The organism is Paraburkholderia sp. TE9906 (assembly GCF_056279605.1).
This window is the reverse complement of sequence record NZ_JBWCCT010000022.1, coordinates 79,398-96,626: the sequence shown is the minus strand read 5'-3', so window position 1 is coordinate 96,626 and position 17,229 is coordinate 79,398. Positions and strand designations below refer to the sequence as shown.

Annotated in this window: 18 protein-coding genes and 1 pseudogene; 9 read left to right on the top strand and 10 right to left on the bottom strand. The window is 61.0% G+C overall.

Going from position 1 to position 17,229, the window contains the following annotated elements:
• Positions 1–214 precede the first annotated feature (214 nt).
• From ACZ9H4_RS35040 to ACZ9H4_RS35025, 4 genes are all read right to left on the bottom strand, one after another.
• Positions 215–1,666: an IS1182 family transposase gene (locus ACZ9H4_RS35040; protein WP_476122676.1), complete on the bottom strand. Its 1,452-nt coding sequence runs from the start codon at positions 1,664–1,666 to the stop codon at positions 215–217.
• Between the two features lie 230 nt (positions 1,667–1,896).
• The gene (locus ACZ9H4_RS35035) at positions 1,897–2,349 is read right to left on the bottom strand and encodes a MarR family winged helix-turn-helix transcriptional regulator (RefSeq protein WP_408148722.1); all 453 of its coding nucleotides are present in this window, start codon (positions 2,347–2,349) and stop codon (positions 1,897–1,899) included.
• Positions 2,346–2,774, bottom strand: a complete 429-nt coding sequence (locus ACZ9H4_RS35030; RefSeq protein ID WP_408148720.1) for an ester cyclase — start codon at positions 2,772–2,774, stop codon at positions 2,346–2,348. Before ACZ9H4_RS35030 ends, ACZ9H4_RS35035 begins: the two co-directional genes overlap by 4 nt.
• A gap of 161 nt (positions 2,775–2,935) precedes the next feature.
• Complete coding sequence (locus ACZ9H4_RS35025) at positions 2,936–3,868, bottom strand: LysR family transcriptional regulator (RefSeq protein WP_476122673.1); 933 nt, start codon at positions 3,866–3,868, stop codon at positions 2,936–2,938.
• Positions 3,869–4,023: 155 nt separating this feature from the next.
• Between ACZ9H4_RS35025 and ACZ9H4_RS35020 the strand changes: the two genes are divergently transcribed.
• The 5 genes from ACZ9H4_RS35020 to ACZ9H4_RS35000 all read left to right on the top strand — a co-directional run bounded on the left by ACZ9H4_RS35020 (position 4,024) and on the right by ACZ9H4_RS35000 (position 7,413).
• Positions 4,024–4,626 carry an NADPH-dependent F420 reductase gene (locus tag ACZ9H4_RS35020; RefSeq protein ID WP_408148716.1) on the top strand — a complete coding sequence of 201 codons (603 nt, stop codon included), beginning with the start codon at positions 4,024–4,026 and terminating at the stop codon, positions 4,624–4,626.
• A gap of 3 nt (positions 4,627–4,629) precedes the next feature.
• Positions 4,630–5,133 (top strand): SRPBCC domain-containing protein, encoded by a 504-nt coding sequence (locus ACZ9H4_RS35015; protein WP_408148714.1) that lies wholly within the window; start codon positions 4,630–4,632, stop codon positions 5,131–5,133.
• Positions 5,134–5,288: 155 nt separating this feature from the next.
• On the top strand, positions 5,289–6,083 hold the full coding sequence (locus ACZ9H4_RS35010; protein WP_408148712.1) for an SDR family NAD(P)-dependent oxidoreductase: 795 nt from the start codon (positions 5,289–5,291) through the stop codon (positions 6,081–6,083).
• 96 nt (positions 6,084–6,179) lie between these two features.
• Complete coding sequence (locus tag ACZ9H4_RS35005) at positions 6,180–6,698, top strand: SRPBCC domain-containing protein (protein ID WP_408148710.1); 519 nt, start codon at positions 6,180–6,182, stop codon at positions 6,696–6,698.
• A 451-nt stretch (positions 6,699–7,149) separates the two neighbouring features.
• On the top strand, positions 7,150–7,413 hold the full coding sequence (locus ACZ9H4_RS35000; protein WP_408148708.1) for a P-loop nucleotide/nucleoside kinase family protein: 264 nt from the start codon (positions 7,150–7,152) through the stop codon (positions 7,411–7,413).
• A gap of 154 nt (positions 7,414–7,567) precedes the next feature.
• Here ACZ9H4_RS35000 and ACZ9H4_RS34995 read toward each other — a convergent pair whose 3' ends face one another.
• Positions 7,568–8,143, bottom strand: coding sequence for a TetR/AcrR family transcriptional regulator (locus tag ACZ9H4_RS34995; protein ID WP_476122682.1), 576 nt, complete (start codon positions 8,141–8,143; stop codon positions 7,568–7,570).
• A gap of 192 nt (positions 8,144–8,335) precedes the next feature.
• Between ACZ9H4_RS34995 and ACZ9H4_RS34990 the strand changes: the two genes are divergently transcribed.
• Both ACZ9H4_RS34990 and ACZ9H4_RS34985 read left to right on the top strand, forming a co-directional pair.
• A complete protein-coding gene (locus ACZ9H4_RS34990) occupies positions 8,336–8,995 on the top strand; it encodes a glutathione S-transferase (protein WP_408148734.1) in 660 nt (219 codons plus the stop codon).
• A 563-nt stretch (positions 8,996–9,558) separates the two neighbouring features.
• A complete protein-coding gene (locus ACZ9H4_RS34985) occupies positions 9,559–9,753 on the top strand; it encodes a hypothetical protein (protein ID WP_408148706.1) in 195 nt (64 codons plus the stop codon).
• A gap of 33 nt (positions 9,754–9,786) precedes the next feature.
• On the opposite strand, the gene ACZ9H4_RS34980 is transcribed toward ACZ9H4_RS34985, so the two are convergent.
• Both ACZ9H4_RS34980 and ACZ9H4_RS34975 read right to left on the bottom strand, forming a co-directional pair.
• The gene (locus tag ACZ9H4_RS34980) at positions 9,787–10,098 is read right to left on the bottom strand and encodes a DUF4148 domain-containing protein (RefSeq protein WP_408148704.1); all 312 of its coding nucleotides are present in this window, start codon (positions 10,096–10,098) and stop codon (positions 9,787–9,789) included.
• A 101-nt stretch (positions 10,099–10,199) separates the two neighbouring features.
• The gene (locus ACZ9H4_RS34975) at positions 10,200–11,198 is read right to left on the bottom strand and encodes a LysR substrate-binding domain-containing protein (protein ID WP_476122670.1); all 999 of its coding nucleotides are present in this window, start codon (positions 11,196–11,198) and stop codon (positions 10,200–10,202) included.
• A gap of 139 nt (positions 11,199–11,337) precedes the next feature.
• On the opposite strand from ACZ9H4_RS34975, the gene ACZ9H4_RS34970 reads away from it, so the two are divergent.
• Positions 11,338–12,552 (top strand): MFS transporter, encoded by a 1,215-nt coding sequence (locus ACZ9H4_RS34970; RefSeq protein ID WP_476122668.1) that lies wholly within the window; start codon positions 11,338–11,340, stop codon positions 12,550–12,552.
• Positions 12,553–12,599: 47 nt separating this feature from the next.
• Positions 12,600–13,496: an oxidoreductase gene (locus ACZ9H4_RS34965; protein WP_408148698.1), complete on the top strand. Its 897-nt coding sequence runs from the start codon at positions 12,600–12,602 to the stop codon at positions 13,494–13,496.
• A gap of 72 nt (positions 13,497–13,568) precedes the next feature.
• Here ACZ9H4_RS34965 and flgM read toward each other — a convergent pair.
• The 3 genes and pseudogenes from flgM to ACZ9H4_RS34950 all read right to left on the bottom strand — a co-directional run bounded on the left by flgM (position 13,569) and on the right by ACZ9H4_RS34950 (position 17,207).
• Positions 13,569–13,876 (bottom strand): annotated as a pseudogene (gene flgM / locus ACZ9H4_RS34960) (flagellar biosynthesis anti-sigma factor FlgM).
• Positions 13,877–15,196: 1,320 nt separating this feature from the next.
• Positions 15,197–16,129, bottom strand: a complete 933-nt coding sequence (locus tag ACZ9H4_RS34955; protein ID WP_408148696.1) for a LysR substrate-binding domain-containing protein — start codon at positions 16,127–16,129, stop codon at positions 15,197–15,199.
• Positions 16,130–16,214: 85 nt separating this feature from the next.
• Positions 16,215–17,207 (bottom strand): alpha/beta hydrolase, encoded by a 993-nt coding sequence (locus tag ACZ9H4_RS34950; RefSeq protein ID WP_408148694.1) that lies wholly within the window; start codon positions 17,205–17,207, stop codon positions 16,215–16,217.
• Positions 17,208–17,229: the final 22 nt, after the last annotated feature.

The window sequence follows — 17,229 nt, the reverse complement described above, 5'->3', positions numbered from 1 at the left end:
TTGCTGCCCGCCGCCTCACACATCGATCCCGTTCGCTAGCAGCCGATCCTCTCGCGCGTCAACAAAATCCGCGACGGTGTAGATCCAATGCTTACTGTAAAAACGCGTGAGCCGACAGTCAGTCGAGCGACTGGTGAGGCCGCGCCTTCGCAGCTTCCTGTTGTCTGCGACTGAACTGATTGCGCCACGCCAGCAAGCATAGGCAGGTATGAGATTACGCACCTGCGAGCTTCATCGCTCGCAGTGTCTTTGCAAATCCGAGGATCTTCATGACGCGTTTGAGGTTGTACGCCAGCACATGCAAGCTCATTTCAGTCGAGACGTTCCCAAGCCTGCGCATCTGGAAGTGGGTTGAGCCCATCCAGTGCTTTAGCGTGCCAAACACGTGTTCGACGGTTCGTCGCCGTATTGTCATCGCGTCAAGCTGACGATCCAGTCTGCGTTGCATTCTGTCGAGTATCGCTTCGTGTTCCCATCGGCGAATGCGCCGATACGGCGCCGGCGTGCACTGCTTTCTGAGTGGACAGTGTGGGCAGGCACTGCTCCAGTAGGTCCGCAGTTTAAGCAGATTGGCACTCTCCAACGAGGTGTAGCGGTATATCGCGCGTTGCCCTGCCGGACACAGATACTGGTCGTCTCTGGCGATGTAAATGAAGTCGGCCCGGTCGAAGCGGCCGTCAGCCTTTGCCCCGGAGGTTTGTGATTTGGGCACCAATGCCGTAATACCCGCGTCGTCGCATGCCTTGATCTCTGGTGCGCTGAAGTATCCACGGTCTGCCAGTGCCTTGATTTTCTTCTTGCCCATCGCGTCGCGCGCCGCTTTGGCCATTGGGCTCAACTGCGTCCTGTCGTTGCCGACATTCGTGACTTCGTGGGTAACGATGAGATGGTGCCGGGCGTCGACGGCGACCTGAACGTTATAGCCAACCACGCCCGTACCCTTGGCTTGAGAGATCATTGAGCGTGAGTCGGGATCGGTCAGCGAGACCTGCTTTTCAGGCAGGTCGTTCAGAAGCTCCGCTGCGCGATCCAGATCGCGCATCTGTTCACGCAGCGTCTCGATCTTCTCCCGTAGGCGTTCAGTCTTCGCTTCTGCCTCGGCTGGTTGAGTGCGATCGGCGGTCTCCAGTGCATCCAGATAACGCTGGATGCTTTGCTCGATCTGCTCCTGACGCCGTGCAATCTTGTTGGGCGTGAAGTTGTTATCGCGGCTGTTGACCGCCTTGAACTTGCTACCGTCGATGGCTACGACCGCTTGTGTGAACAGCTTCAGGTCCCGGCATATGATCACGAAGCGACGGCACACGTTGCGAATGCCTTCACCATTGCTCCGCCTGAACTCGGCAATCGTCTTGAAGTCTGGCGCGAGCCGGCCGGTCAACCACATCAGTTCGACATTGCGTTGACACTCCCGCTCCAGACGACGGCTCGACTGCACACGATTGAGATAACCGTAGATATATATCTTGAGAAGCACTGCGGGGTGGTAAGAAGGTCGCCCCGTGCTCGCGGGCATGGTTCCTTCGAATCCGAGGGATGCCAGTTCGAGTTCTTCGACGAATGCGTCGACGATCCGCACAGGGTTGTCTTCAGCGATGAAGTCATCAAGACACTCTGGCAATAGTGTGGTCTGACTGCGTTGCGCACCTTCGACAAATCGCCCCATCTGCGCCTCTCGTTTCAGCAGGTTGATTCAGTCTAGGTGATCACACGCGTTTTTACACGGCCTCGGCCAATTTGGGACGTTTGATGTTGGTACAAAGATCGTCGACGATTGAGGGTCGACGACTGAAAATTTGCTACACGTCCTCGCGATCAGCAAACTCCCGCCTTCTCCGTTTGCGACCTTACGCAGCCCTTGGCCGTTAGCTGCAATAGGGATGCAGCGAGGTTGAATCAGTCAATCAGCTTGTTAAGTGTTCGAACCGCAACTTCCAACACTGCGCGCTCTTTGTGGCTCGTCTTCCTGAGCAGTTGATCGGTAAGCCATTGCGAACGTGCGGATCGTTCACGCGCAGTCTGTGCTCGCCCTCTATCGGTCAGATCCACGACGTAAGCGCGGCGATCTTCAGTGTCCGTCGTCAAGGTCACTAGCCCTTGTTCGACCAGTTTCATTACGATCAGCCGCATAGTCTGATGAGTCACCGCCCTGCGCATGGCGAGTGTCGAAATACTGACCGGGCCGGAGCGTTCCAGCAGCGAAAGTGTCTCGTTCTGCGCGTTCGAGTGCGTACCACTTTGCTCACGGACGACCTTGACGAGACGGCTCACGACATCGCGAATCGATTCACCTAAAAACGCGGCTTCAGTGGCGCGGATGGTAGGAGGGTTCCGGTCAGCCTGACTCATTTCGCGCGCACTGACTGTCTGTGAAGTCGCGCAACGACGGCGGCAAGCGTATTGACGCCCCAATGCTCGACGTACCGTCCGTCCTGAATGCGAACGATATCGATTACATCGATCGAAATATTCTCGCCGGTCGCCTCGACGCCCAACAGTGGCCCGACATGTTTGCCGGAGATCGATTTCCGCGTAGTGACCTTGTCACCGTCGCATAGTTGCTCGTGAATGTGGACCTCCATGCCTGCAATAGCCGGGCGCAACACGGAAGCAAACGTCGCCCACATCGCTTCGGCGCCTCGCGTCGCCTCATTCGGCGCTGACCAGTTGACGAAGTCGGGCGCCATGAGAGCTTCGAAGCATTCTCGACTGCCGCCCCGGATCACTTCGTAATTGAACCGCTCGACGACAGCTTTGGGATCGTTGCTGTTCATGCCTGTCCTTAACTTTTCAGAAATTCGTTCAACCCCTCAGGAGGGTACGGAGGAATAATATACAGCAACACTGTATATTTCAAGAGGATGGGCGCCCCGGTTGATCTGTGCACGGCCCATGCGCTCGACTGTTCGATATGAACGAGGACTTGCAAAACCTGCTAAGGCGCGTGGACGCCGTCAGATTGCTCCCATAGGGTCTTCAAGTGGTCGACGAACCATTTGCCAGCGGGTCCAGGGGGCTGCGAGGGTCGGTGATATACCGACATGGTCAACATCCAGCCGCTGGGCGGCATGTCGTCCACGTCCAGAACGACCAACGTACCTGCCGCGATGTCCTTCTCGACCATGTGCAAGGGCATCCCTCCCCATCCCACGCAGTCTTTGAGAAACGCATATTTCGTCGACAAGTCCGCCAGACGCCATGTCGAGGCTGACGCAACCCCGAAATCACGACCTGCGGTGAGATCCGACCTGTCTGTCAGGACCAGTTGGACGTGTTTCGCAAGTTCGCGCCGTGGTATGCGATGACCCACGCCTGCGAGAGGATGGCGTGCAGAAGCCACTGCGACGAGCGGCAGGTCACCGAGCCGCTCTCTCACCAATGATGGAAATGCCTGCGGTAGCGGGGGCAGTACGCCCAAACTGCATCGCCCGTCCAGAACGGGTTGATAGGCCGCTCCCAGCCCCTCGACGAAAAGCCGCAGCGGCGTCAGCGGGAAATGCTCTGCGAATGCTTTGGCGACGGCGCTGACCACAGTCGTTGGGAAAAAAACGTCGACCACCACCGAGAGTTCCGCCTCCACTCCCGAAGTCATGAGCCTGGCTCGCGCTTTCAGCGTGTCTACCCCGGAGACGACGTTACGAGCGTCAGCGAGCAATAGCATGCCCTGCGGGGTGAGCTTCGGGAACCGGCCCGAGCGGTCGAACAGCACGACGCCTAATTGATCTTCCAGTCCACCGACCCAGCCGCTCACCGCGGACTGCACACGATTGAGCTTTCGGGCCGCAGCCGAGAAGCTGCCCTCGTCCACGGCGGCAATGAAGGTTCTGAGTTGATCCAGCGAGATCCCATCCAGCATGAGCTGCGCCATCCATCTCCAAGATAGATGGATTGTATCTCAATATACCGGCTTCTCAGATGCATGCAGCACAGCCATCATTGTTTTCAACGCAGCGACGTTTTCGTAAAACCATCTGCAGTGCTTGACGCCAGGCGCAGTGAAGCCCATCCAGTCCAGGAGTTTTTATGACCTTTTCCATTATCGGCAGCGGCAGCGTCGGTGCCGCCATCGCCCGTCAGTTCGCCCGGAGCGGCATCACGGTCGGCATCGCTAACACGCGCGGGCCGGAGTCCATTGCGTCTATGGCCCGTGAACTGGGTGACAAGGTGGTTCCCCTCACGCTACAGGCGGCGCTCGAGGCCGACGTGATCGTCCTGGCGGTCCCGTTCCGGGCTCACCGCGACGTCGCCAGAGCTGCGGCGAACTGGAAAGGCAAAGTCGTCATCGACGCCACCAATGCCTATGGCGTGCCGCTCTCCGAACTCGACAGCCTGCCATCTTCGGCGATCGTAGCGAAAGCGTTTTCGGGCGCATCCCTTGTCAAGGCGTTCAATCATTTGCCCGCCAAGGTACTCGCCGAGGATCCCGTCAGCGCCGGTGGCCGTCGAGTGATCTTTCTGTCTAGCGACGACGAGGCTGCAAGCGCGACGGTGGCCACTCTGGTCGAGCGGCTCGGCTACGCGGCGGTCAGTCTCGGCAGGATCGCCGAGGGCGGTCAGCTCGTGCAGGCCCGGGACAAGAGCTGGGCGCCGCTGATTTTCCAGGACCTGTTCAAGAAGGAGCAATAAACCATGTACGACCGTGTCATCTGGCCAGAGCGCTACGATCCGAAAACGTCCGGCATCTACGCTCTCAACGACATCGATGTGAAAGCGCCTCCCGAAGTGGTGTGGAAGCTGCTCGTCGACGCGAAGAACTGGTTTAGCTATTTCCCGCCCGAGGACCAGGTCGAGATTCTGTCGGGCGAGTCGGAACTGACCTTGGGAACCCGCTACAGCCGCGTGACGGTTGGTTTCCCGATGAGCCTTGTGGTGACCGAATGCGTGCCGAACCAAAGACTCGCCTGGGCGACCACGGTGGACGGGGACGAGACAGCTTCTAGTGCTTATCACGGTTGGGTAATCACGCCGACAGACGAAGGTTGCCACGTGCTGACGGAGGAGACGCAACAAGGTCCCTGGTTTCTCGATGTACTCGGACGGCAACATCCCGGTGGACTCTATCGTTATCACCAGGATTGGGTCGAGCGCCTTGCGCGCGCCGCAGAGGCGGAAGTCGCGAAGATCCCCGGGTGATGCATCGGTTTCAACGCGCAGGTGCGTTGCGCGTTGGATTGTTTGCGTGCGAAGGCGAACCGGCTTGCTCTCAAACGAAGTCTGGCCTCGCGCACGCCCCTCTCGATGAATCGTATCGGCAGATCCAGCTGCCATCCATGTCCGGAGAAAAAACTATGAAGATCGAACTCAAAGGCCGCAAGGCCATCGTTACCGGCTCGACGGCGGGCATCGGCCGCGCGATCGCCGAGGGCCTCGCCCGCGCAGGCGCGTCGGTCGTGATCAACGGGCGCGGAGAGCAGCGAGTAGCCGCCGCACTAGATGCGATCCGGGCTCTCGTGCCCGACGCGGAATTGACCGGCATTGCCGCCGATCTTTCCACGGCTGAGGGATCGGCTGCCCTCGTGGCGCAGGTGGCGGATGCCGACATCCTCGTCAATAACCTCGGTACCGCCCATCCGAATGGTTTCTTCGAGCAGAGCGATAGCGAATGGCTCGACCTCTTCCAGATCAATGTCATGAGCGGCGTGCGCGCTGCACGGCACTATCTGCCGGCCATGGCCAGGCGCGGTTGGGGACGGGTCGTGTTCATCAGCAGCGAGTCCGCGATCATGATCCCCAAGGAGATGATCGACTACGGTATGACCAAGACGGCGCAACTCGCCGTATCGAGGGGACTCGCTGAGTTGGTGAGTGGCACAGGGGTAACCGTCAACGCGGTGCTGCCGGGGCCCACCCGCTCCGAGATTCTGGGCAACTGGATGAAAGCCACCGCTCAGGAGCAGGGCATCACGCAGGAGGAAGCGGAGCAGAACTTCCTGAAAACGATGCGACCGACCACGCTACTCAACCGGTTCACGACGACCGAAGAAATTGCGAACATGGTGGTCTATGTCTGCTCCGAGCAGGCCTCCGGTACGAGCGGCGCCGCATTACGCGTTGATGGCGGTGTCATTCGCGCGATCTCCTGAGCCAACGCCTGACAGACCTGCGCTGCGCCGTGCGCCCTGACGGCAACCGAGATTTCTGCAGTCTCCGCAAACTTAGATCAGAGCTGAATCCCAACCATGAATAATATGTTCGAAGCGATCCATTGGCCTGTGGACATGGCACCCAGCCGCTCGCCCATCCATTTCACTAATGAGCTTGAGGTTGCCGTTTCGCCCGAAACTATCTGGTCTCTTCTCGTTGATCCCAAGGCCTGGCCCCGTTTCTATCCGGGTGTCAAGGATGTCGAGCTGTTAGACGGACATGAGCTGTTGCAAGCCGACACTCGCTTTGAAACTAATCTCGCTGGCCAGGACGTCTTCGCGTCGGTACAGGAGTTCGACCCCATCGCCCGTATCGCTTGGGGTGGCGGTCCGAAGGCTTCGAGAGAATCCAGGGCCTATCACGCCTGGATCATCACCCCGACACCCCGCGGCTGTCACCTCTGGACTGAAGAGACGATGCAAGGGCCGCTCTGGATCGAGATGGAGAAGGAAGCGCCAGATATCTTCTGGCGCACCCATGAAAAGCTTCTGGAAGACCTCGCGAAGGTCGCACTCAAGCTCGAAGCACAGGGCGACGCTGGAAGCCGTGAATAGGCGACGGCTGCGGCATATCTGAAAAGGAGCGTGTAGGTCTGCCGGGGTATTGCTGCTTTACGACGCTCGCGATGACTGATGTTTAACGGACCGATCGGTGCGTGAGAGCGTCCGCTTACGGCTGCACACTCGCGCTGTCACCGCATTTCGTGACACGCTTCACCGAAGGCTTCAACCGCTTCGTTACCTCCACGATTGCTCCGGTCGCTCTGGCTGGAGCGGTTGCCGGGCGGGGCTTACACCCGCTGTGAAAGCGCCGCCTTTGCGCGGCGCACTCCAAAAGGAGACAGTCGACGTTGCGAGGTAGATCGTTGACAGGGTGCGGAGTGGATGTCGGACCTGCGGGTTACTTGGCCGCATATGCAGTTGCGGGCGACAACTTACGCCTGGGTTGACCGTCGTCGCGGACTCGGTCAATTCGTTGAACATTACGCGTAGCGCCTGGAGAAACGTGGCGTTCGATGCAGGGGTGCAGAATTTCGAGATCGAGCTGGTTTGCTCGGACCTCGCGACGCACCGTGAACGGGTCGAAGCGCGAAAGGTCGATATTCCCGGCTTTCAGTTGGCGAGATGGAAGAGTGCGCTTGAACGTCAACACGAACCGTGGGAATCAGTGGACCTCGTGGTTGACAACGCAAAGGTTCCAGTCGAGCAGGCATTCGAAGAAATTTTGCAGCATCTGTCCTCAGCAGAGCCAGAGAATCAATTGGCTTAGCGTAAGGCACGCTTAGCAGGCTAACTGTATCAGCCAGCGTGCGGCCAGGAAGCGACAGTCAGCAGGTCGCCCGACCCGACATTCGTCGGTCCGCCCCTCCGAAAAGCAGCCCTGTAGACTCCGACTTACGAAGTCCGAATAGGCCGATGCATCGCTATGCCGGCAGGAGGCCAGTCACGCGATAGGTCTCTATTAACGCGTCATACAGCGAGATATCCGAGCGGCTCCTGGCAATGAGCTGAGCGCCGGCGACGGCGGCGAAGATGGCGCGAGCACGCCGTCCGCTTTCTGCGGAACTGACCACGGCCGCAGCGGAAAGAACCTTACCCAGCCACGCAACATTGACATCAGCAAACGTGTGGACCTCTTTCATCACCGCTTCCTGCAGATCATCACTTTCGGCGGCCATGAAGCTGCAGAGGCATATGCGATTATCACTCTCAAGCGCCTTGCGAAATGTATCTGGATATTGGCGCAGGCAGCTGGCCGGATCCGGGGATTCGGCCAACAGGGTATCCAGCGCGGCCGATGAATCCTCCCAATAGCGCCTGGCTACCGCCGCGCCGAGATCGGCCTTGCTCGTGAAGTGATGGTAGATGCTTGCGGCCTTGATGCCGACATCTTCAGCCAGATCACGGAAATTCAACCCGCTGTAGCCATGCGCCTGCGCAATCCTTGTGGCGGCCGCCAAGATTCGCTCCCTGGAGTTTGAGCTCGCTTCGTTGCTCACCGCTGCCGCCCTCGTAATCAAGAAATGGATGTTGACAGAGGACATTATAGCGCTTATGTTTACCCTAACGACCGTTAGGTAGAGTGATGAACGACGAGTTCCCATCTACGTCTTTTTCGATGCAATCAACCTATAGAGAGGCAAGCAGTGAGTTCCGACATCATCAATTTCGACGAAACCAAACTTCCTGGGATGAAGATATACGATTTTCCGAGCGGCCCCTATCCGACACGCGTGCGCATCGCTCTGGCCGAGAAGAACCTGCAATCGCGCGTCCAGTTCGTTATGGTCGATCTTTATAAAGGGGAACATAAAAAGCCTGAATTCATCGCCCAGAAGAACTACTCGGGCACGCTGCCGGTGCTCGAACTCGGCGACGGGACCTTCGTTGCCGAATGCACGGCCATTACCGAATACCTCGATGCGCTTGATGGCGCGCCCACGCTCACCGGCAGGACACCGCTCGAAAAGGGCTTGATCCACATGATGAACAAGCGCGCCGAGTTGGAGCTGCTCGATGCCATCAGTGTCTATTTCCACCACAGCACGCCGGGGCTGGGGCCGGACGTCGAAATCTATCAGAACGCCGAGTGGGGATTCCGTCAACGCGACAAAGCCCTGAGGGGCATGCACTACTTCGATGACGTTCTGAAAAGACAACCGTTTGTCGCCGGGGAGGCCTTCTCGATGGCCGACATCGCCGTCATCGGCGGTTTGATCTTTGCGTCGATTGTGAAGCTACCGGTGCCTTCGAAGTACGAGGCGCTTCAGGCGTGGTACGCGCGGATGCAGGAGCGCCCCAGCGTAAAGAACCAGCCGGCGTTCTCAGTCCTGACCGCGACGTCCGATTGAATTCGAAGTCCGTGAACGACTGCTTTCGCGATTAAGCGCGGGTACCCCGCGCTGTGGTTATCTACCCGCCACGTAGCAGCCTCTCTTCACCGATCCGAAGACCGTGTTGATCCGGAAGTAAATTCGAACGACGCTGATGCGGGGCACGGTCTGCGCAATGTAATCCACGGGCAATCACGGAAGGACCGGAGCGTGTCCGGTGCGAGGAGAGATAGCCCGCATCCCCCGCACGCTCTTGAATCTCAACCCGCTACGGCCGCGGCGCCCGTGGGCTCGGTGACATTTGAAATCGGTTTAGCTGAAGCACTTATCCGAGAAGCGTCTTTCGCGCTTCACATACCGAAACCAGTTTCCGTAAATGAAACGGGCCGCCGAAATCGAGTCAATCCGACTCTCACGTGGCGGGCAAGTTCGGTTACTGCTGGCGAGTTCTGGCTCGGCGACAAGTGAAGGTTGATTGCGAAGCCCGGGAGCTCGGGAAGACCGCTTTCGGGCGGTAGGATATCGAGCTCGGGCGGCACAGTGGATGCAAGCCACTTCGGGTCGATGCCGGGCGACTTGCAATGAACGTTGAAAACGCACTGTTGTCGATCACGGCACTTAATCCCGTGCTTGGCTACGACGCCGTCGCGCGGATAAGCGCGCTTGCGCTGCGCGAAGGCATCACGCCGCGAGCGGCGGCGTTGTCGCTCGGCCTGATCGATGCGGAGCAGTACGACAGGATCGTCGATCCTGCGCGGCTGGCGGGCGCGAAGTAGCGCTGCAGGATATCGCGCAAGCGGTCTTTCGCCTCAACCTGGCCGCCGCTGCTGGCATTCAGTCTGAAACCAGTAGTCGACGAGACGCTGTGCCGCCTGAAGATCGTCCGGGTAGTAAGGATCGTACCAGGGCGAAGGGTTGTAGCCGGCTTTCCTGAGCGCCGCCAGTTCGCTCTGGTGTTGCGCCATGGTGGGGGGCGCGTTCGATTTCAGGGCAGCAAGGTCGCGGCACTCGGTCGGGCTGAGGTGCGTTCCCGAGTACGGCATTCCGCCACCGGTCGCGCAACCGGCGAGCAGAAACGCCAGACTAAAAACTATTGACCATCTTGCCTGCGGTCGTTTCATGGTTGGTATCCTTCACTGCAGATGGACTCGGGATACGTCGCGCACGTCGCAACGCACCGCCCGGATTGCGTTGCTCTGCCATACCCTACCCACTCACGATATCACTCGCGGTTCTTTTTGCGCGGCGCAGCCCGCCGTCCCTTCTGAACCGGTTCGGCCGGACTTAACACCTCCGCACTGCGCGCCGCCGCGGCGACTATCCAATCCCTGAAGGCGACAACCGCATCCTCGTCCGCCCGATCCGTAGTGACGACGAGCGTGTAATCGGGGCCGCGCCACACAGGTCCGGATATCGGACACACGAGGCGCCCGGTTGCGACCTCGCGCTCGATTAGCGGCAGCGACGCCAGCGTCACGCCGAGGCTTTCCGCGGCTGCGCCCAGCTGGAGAAAAACGTGATCGAAGCTCAGGTGGCGTGCCGCCTGCATGCCCGGCGCACCGGCCTCCCTTAACCATTCGGACCAGGCTGTCCGAGTGCTCGTTGAGTGAAGCAGCGTGTGGTTTCGCAGATCCGCGACCGTGCTGATCGGGTGGCTCAGCAGCACCTCGGGATTGCAGGCGGGCAGCCGCAGGTCCGGCATCAGCGTTGTCGATACGAGGCCTGCCGCGTCCTCGGGTCCGGAACGCACGCCCACGTCGAACGCATCGCCCACGTAGCGCAGCTTGCGCGACGTTGTCGAGACTCGCACATCGATGTCCGGGTAGCGGGCCCGAAAGTCCGCAAGACGCGGTATCAGCCAGCACAACGCGAAGCTCGCCAGCGCATTCACCCGCACGACGCCCGTTATGCGGCGCGTCAGGGACTCGTGGCGCAGACGGTTGACCGAACTGCTCAAACGCACGAACGCGCCTTTGACGTCGCTCAGCAGAGCAGCGCCTTCGTCGGTTGGCACGACGCCGCGCGGGCGGCGCTCGAAGAGCGGAACGCCGAACCAGTCTTCCAGCAACCGGATCTGTTTGCCGACCGCCCAGTGCGTGACGTGCAGATCGCTCGCCGCAGCCGCGAAGCTCCCGAGGCGCGCGACCGCCTCGAAGTGCCTCAATGCATTCAACGGGGGCAACCTTTCCGTGTTGCTTGCAGTGCGTTCGTCTTCGGCCATAAGGTGAATTTTTCTCCCGTCTGACTCAATTTTACGTCAGTTGTCGCGTCGCCTGCCCGAACCTAGACTGGGGGTCTTCCTTAGCACACGGCCGCCCTGCCGCCATCATGGCCTGCGCTTGCCGCGATCCGGTTGATCCATGAAATTGTTCTCCTTCTCCTCTGCAACCACGGGCGTAGCCGACGAACCCGGCCGGCCAGCCTCGGCGTCACGCACGCGCGTCTTGTGGCTCGCGTGCACGGCGCATGCGCTGCACGACGGGTACACCGACATGGTCTACGCCTTGCTTCCCGTCTGGCAGGCCGATTTTGGACTGACGTACGGTGCGCTCGCCATTGTGCGCGGCGTCTGCGCGGGCACGACGGCAACGCTGCAATTGCCGGCTGGGCGCGTCGCCGACATCTTCGGCGCGCGTGCGACGCTTGCGTTCGGCACGTTTCTGGCCGCGCTGCGCTATGCCGTTGCAGGCATGTCTGGAACTCTGGTGGGCTTATGCGTCGCGCTGGCCATCTCGGGGTGCGGCTCCAGCACGCAGCATCCGCTGGCTTCGGGAGCGGTCTCGCGCGTGTATGGGCGCAACGCTCGAGGCCCGCTCAGCATTTACAACTTTTCCGGCGATCTCGGCAAATCCGCGCTCCCCGCCGCGATCTCTCTTCTGATCACCGTCATGCCGTGGCGCCACGCGCTCTGGGCGGTGTCGTCGGTCGGCTTCGTCCTGGCGGCGGCGCTTGCACTTTTTCTCCCATCGGTGCCAAGACAGGCGTCTTCCGTGGAAGACGCGTCAAGTCACAGCGGCAACGCTTCGCGAACCGGCTTTTCATTGCTGTTCACAATCGGTGTGCTCGATACGGCCGTGCGCATGGGGCTACTGACCTTCTTGCCGTTTCTCCTGAAAGCGAAAGGCATCTCGCAGCCGGTGATGGGCACGGCGCTCGCGCTCGTTTTCATCGGCGGCGCCGCCGGCAAGTTCGTTTGTGGCTGGCTCGGGGCGCGCATGGGTGCAATCGGAACTGTGCTGGCAACGGAGAGCGGTACGGCCGCGTTGATTCTCGCCGTGATCTGGTTGCCGCTGGGGCCCGCCTTAGTCGTCTTGCCGCTGCTCGGCGCAATGCTCAACGGCACTTCGTCCGTGCTTTATGGAACGGTGCCCGAACTGACTTCGGTCGACGGTACCGAGAGAGCGTTCGCGCTTTTCTATACCGGTACCATTGCTTCGGGCGCACTTGCTCCGGTTGCTTACGGTCTTCTCGGCGACCGGATCGGCGTGAATGCCGCCACCATTGCGACCGCGGTCACGGCCCTGGCCGTTGTGCCTTTGGCGCTGGGTCTGCGGCGGTATTTGCGCAGGGCGTGAGCGTATCCGGCATGCTTGCTGTCCATATCTGATTTGAAAGGATGCTAATGACGATGTCCGAAACTCCAACTGTCGCTCTCATTGGCCCGGGGGCAATCGGCACGACTGTGGCTGCGGCGCTTCACGAGGCGGGACGAACGCCGACGATCTGCGGCCGCTCCGCGCGCGAGAACCTGGAACTGCGCTTCGACGGCGGACATATCGTTGTGCCGGGACCGGTGCGGGCTGATCCGAAGGAAATGAAGAACACGTTCGACCTGGTTTTTCTGGCGGTGAAGTCGACTCAGATTGAGGCGTCAGCGCCGTGGCTGTCCGCGTTATGCGGTGAAAAGACTGTTGTCTGCGTCTTGCAAAATGGCGTGGAGCAGAAAGAGCTTGTCGCGCGGTACGTGCCCGGCAGCCCAGTGCTGCCTTCGGTGGTATGGTTTCCCGCCCAGCGCGAACCGGACGCTTCCGTATGGCTGCGAGCCAAGGCCCGTCTGACGTTGCCCGACACACCGCAAACCGAGGTTGTGCTCGCTGCTTTGCGCGATACCAGGTGTTCGGTCGACGTAGCGGCGGATTTTAGGTCCGTCGCGTGGCGAAAGCTTCTACAGAACGCCGTGGCGGGCCTCATGGTGCTGGCAGGCCGCCGCGCCGGCATGTTTTCGCGGGCCGACGTCACCGCGCTGGCTCTGGCCTATCTACGGGAATGCCTCGGTGTGGCTCGTGCAGAAGACGCGACACTGGGCGACGAAGTACCGCAAGAGATCGTCGATGCGTTTCACCGCGCCCCCGCCGACCTGGGCACATCCATTCTCGCCGACCGGCAGGCCGGCCACCCTCTGGAATGGGACAGCCGGAATGCAGTGGTACAGCGATGCGGACGCGCCCGCGGCATCCCTACTCCGATTAGCGATCTGGTCGTGCCGCTCCTCGCGGCCGCCAGCGACGGACCCGGTTAGAGCCGTTGCTCTAAATCTTCCTCTGCCCCGGGGCACGTCCACGGTGAGTGTCACTACCCCTTGGCCGTCGCCTCAGCGAGTGACCTTTTGCAGCAGTTCCCGAGCGGTGTCCAGCATGCCGTCGGCGATCTTTCCCGAATCGATCTTGTAGGTTCCGTCGCGCAACGCCTGCTTGATCGATTCCACCTTCGCGGTGTCGATATCCTCATGGCTCGATGTGCGCAGCGCGGACAGGACGAGAGGTCCACTGTGGAATTCTGCGCGCCCCCGGCGCCGACTGGTTGCCCAGACTCCACGCCGCCCTTGATATCGCCCCCGTTCGCGCGATCCGCTCCGTTCTTCGGAGCCGCGAGAGGGTAATTGCCGGATTCAATCTTCATGATGTCGCTCCCTCACTTGTTGAATCCTTTAACGGTACGAGGTTTCAAATCTTCACCCTCCGCCGGCGCATGGAGCTGTCACCGTCTATCGCCACGAGCTTCCAAGCCCTAGTGGACGGGGCTCCAGGCGGGTTGCAACAAATTGAAACGAAGTGTGAGGAATACCACACAGAGGCTATCCGCTCACAAACTTCGACTTGAACACGTAGCGGTGGAGGGCGATCGGCGGCATCATTGCCGGTTTGGCGGTGTCCTCCATATCGTCTGACGCGATCCTGTCGAAGGATGGCCGCCCGCGGAGGCTCCGTTAGCGCGCGGTCGCACCGCTGTGATGACCGGGCGCAGTCAGGCTTGATAGAAGGACGCCGCCCCCCATTTACCTCTCGTGAACAAACGCACCCACCGCCCTTCGCAGCCTCGATGGCCTTTTCCGCCGGATCGCGACGTCACCGGCCGGGCCTTTGGCCATCTCGTCGCGGTTCAATATTGCGGCGCTGACGCGTGGCGCTGGCTATGCCGGTGCGGCGGCCATATCACTGCCACGCTGAAGATGGTCGAAGGTGGGGCAGTGCGCGACTGCGGCTGCCGCGAGCAGCGCCGCGTGTGGCGGTCGCGGCCAGGCTCCCCCGCGCTCAGAAGCGGCGAGATTTTCGGCCAGTTGACAACAGAGCGGTACGTGGGCGACGGATTGTGGGTCTGCCGGTGCGAATGCGGCGGCGAGGCCACGGTGAGCGCCGGACGTCTGCGCTTGGGCAAGGCGCGCTCATGCGGTAACTGCCTCGCCGCTCCCACCGACCGGGCGGCATAGTCCGCCCAACCAGATTAGTGGCAGGCTCGGGTCGTTTCTATATCGACACCACCGATGCTGCCAGCAGCGCACCCATTGCAAGATTGACGACGCGCCAATGACGCGGCGTGCGGAGCACTCGGGCAAGCAGCGCGCCAAACGCGGCCCCCGCAACATTGCCGACCGATCTGGAAACGCTCGCGCCTCCTGGGGCCGGCTTGCCTGTTCTCCCGGCATTCGCCATTTGTCTGCGATTTGCCCAAGTCGGTCCAACCCGCTGCACTGGAGTTCGCGCGCTGCGTGCGGGAAACGATGTCGAACGACGCTGCTTTGACTGGGGGGTTTGCAAGAATCGCGTGACGCGGGGGGCTGACATGGATGGCTGGCTATCGTGGCGCGGGATCGGCGCGCCGCTCACACGGTTGTCGCGTTGGTCGAACACGGTGCCCCGGGTTTTACAAGGTGCCTGTTCGCTGTTATCGCAGTCATGCACGAACCCCGCCTGCGATCGACTCGCCAGCGCTTGCACGTGCTCACTCCAGCATCGCCGCTCCGTCGGAATCGGCCGTATCGGCACGCAGGTGCCGCCATAAGGTGTCGACGAAATCGTTGCGCACAGTCGCATCGCGATATGCGCGCAATTCCACATCAAGGCTCCACGCGCTGCCGCCGGCCACCACCAGCGTGCCGGCCTCGAGTTCGGTGCGAATCGAGCTTTTCGGCAGCCACGCAATGCCGTCCCCCTCCAATGCCAGCTTCTTCAGCACCTCGGCCATATCCGATTCGTAGTGGAACCGCAGTGCCGGTGCCGCGCCGGCTTTACTAAACAGCAGCGCCACGCATCGCCCAAAATAGCTCGTGTCGGTATAGGAAATGTGAGGTAGCGGCCGTTCCTGAGTGCCCGGCAAGCGGAACAGCGGCCCTGACTTCGCGTTCGGCCGGCTCACCGGCAACAGCGTATCGACACCGACCGTCAGATGCTGATAACGGGTCGGGTCCAGGTGCAATGGCAGTTCGGGGTGGTGATAAGAAAGCATCAACTCGCAGTTGCCGTTCACCAGCATCAGAATGGAATCGTGAACATTGGTCGGCACGACGCGGGCACGGACTTCGCCGAACCGCCCCGAAAGCGTCCTGAGCCAGCCTGGCAGGAAACTCAGCGCGATCGTGTGGCCCGCCGCGATCTGCAACGCCTTGTCCGGCATGCGTTTTTCACTGCGGATAATCGCGCGCGTGTCAAACAGCTTGCCGACGATTTCCTCGGCCGTTTCGCGAAACAGCTGCCCAGAAGCGGTCAGGGTGGGAGGGAAACTGCTACGGTCGATCAGGTCGGCGCCAACCCACTGCTCGAGCGACTGAATGCGCCTGCTAAAACCCGACTGAGTCACGTTACGGAACTCCGCGGCGCGCGAAAAGCTCTTGTACTGTGCGAGTGCAATGAAATCCTCGATCCACTTGATTTCCATGTCTGGTCCGTCGGTCGCGACAACGCGCGCTTTGCCCCTTGTGCGCCGATTGTACGACGACGCTCCACGCGGCAGGCGCGGCGAGTCAAAAATCGCGGGCCGTGTCCGAAGCACCGTCCATCAGCCCGAGAGCCGCGCGCAATGCGAGCACGGTGTCGCGATGCGCAATCGACGCCTCGGGTATCACGCGGCCCATCGAAAAGAAACCGTGGATCATGCCGCGATAAAAGCGCGCCTCGGCACGGTTACCCGCCTCGCGCAACCTGGCTGTGTACGCTGCATGCTCGTGCCGCAACGGGTCGTATTGCGCCGAGACGATCCACGCGGGGGCAAGGCTTGCGAGGCTTGCGGGCGCATGCCGGCTGCCGTCGAGCGGCGCGAAGCGCCAGTCGTGCCGGTCGTTGACATCGCGCAGATACGTGCGGTGAATCCAGCGAATCACATCGAGCGTGAGGAAATACCCTTCTCCATAGAGCCGATGGGTCACACTGTCGGTCAACGCAGATAGCGCCGGATAGATCAGCAACTGCAACGCGAGCGCAATGCCCGCGTCGCGCGCATGAACCGCAGTGACCGCAGCTAGCGTCGCACCCGAGCTTTCGCCGCCGACCGCGAGCCGCCCGGCGTCCAATGCGAACGCGCCGGCGTCGCGATGCAGCCAGTGCAATGCGTCGAAGGCGTCGTACACCGCGCACGGAAACCGGTGCTCAGGCGCAAGCCTGTAGTCGACGGAAACCACCGCACAGCCGCTCGCGGCTGCGAGCATCCGGCAAACGGCGTCCGCGGTTTCGAGCGTGCCGACCACATAGCCGCCCGAATGGAAATAGAGCAGCGCCGGAAGCGGATTCGTCCAATCGGGCGTGCGCGGATAGTAAACGCGCGCCGCCAGCGCTGTCCCATCGCGGGCGTCGAACGTAACGTCCTCGACCGTATGCACTGGCCGCGCCGCCACATCGGCGAGCGGAGCGAAGCGCGCGAAGTAATCACGCGCCTGATGCAACGGCAACTGGTCGATGCGCACGGCGCCTGCCCCAGCGCGCCGCGCAAGAAACTGTTCGACGCTCGCTGTCAGCGGCATGAGCAACCCTCCTCGACTGAAC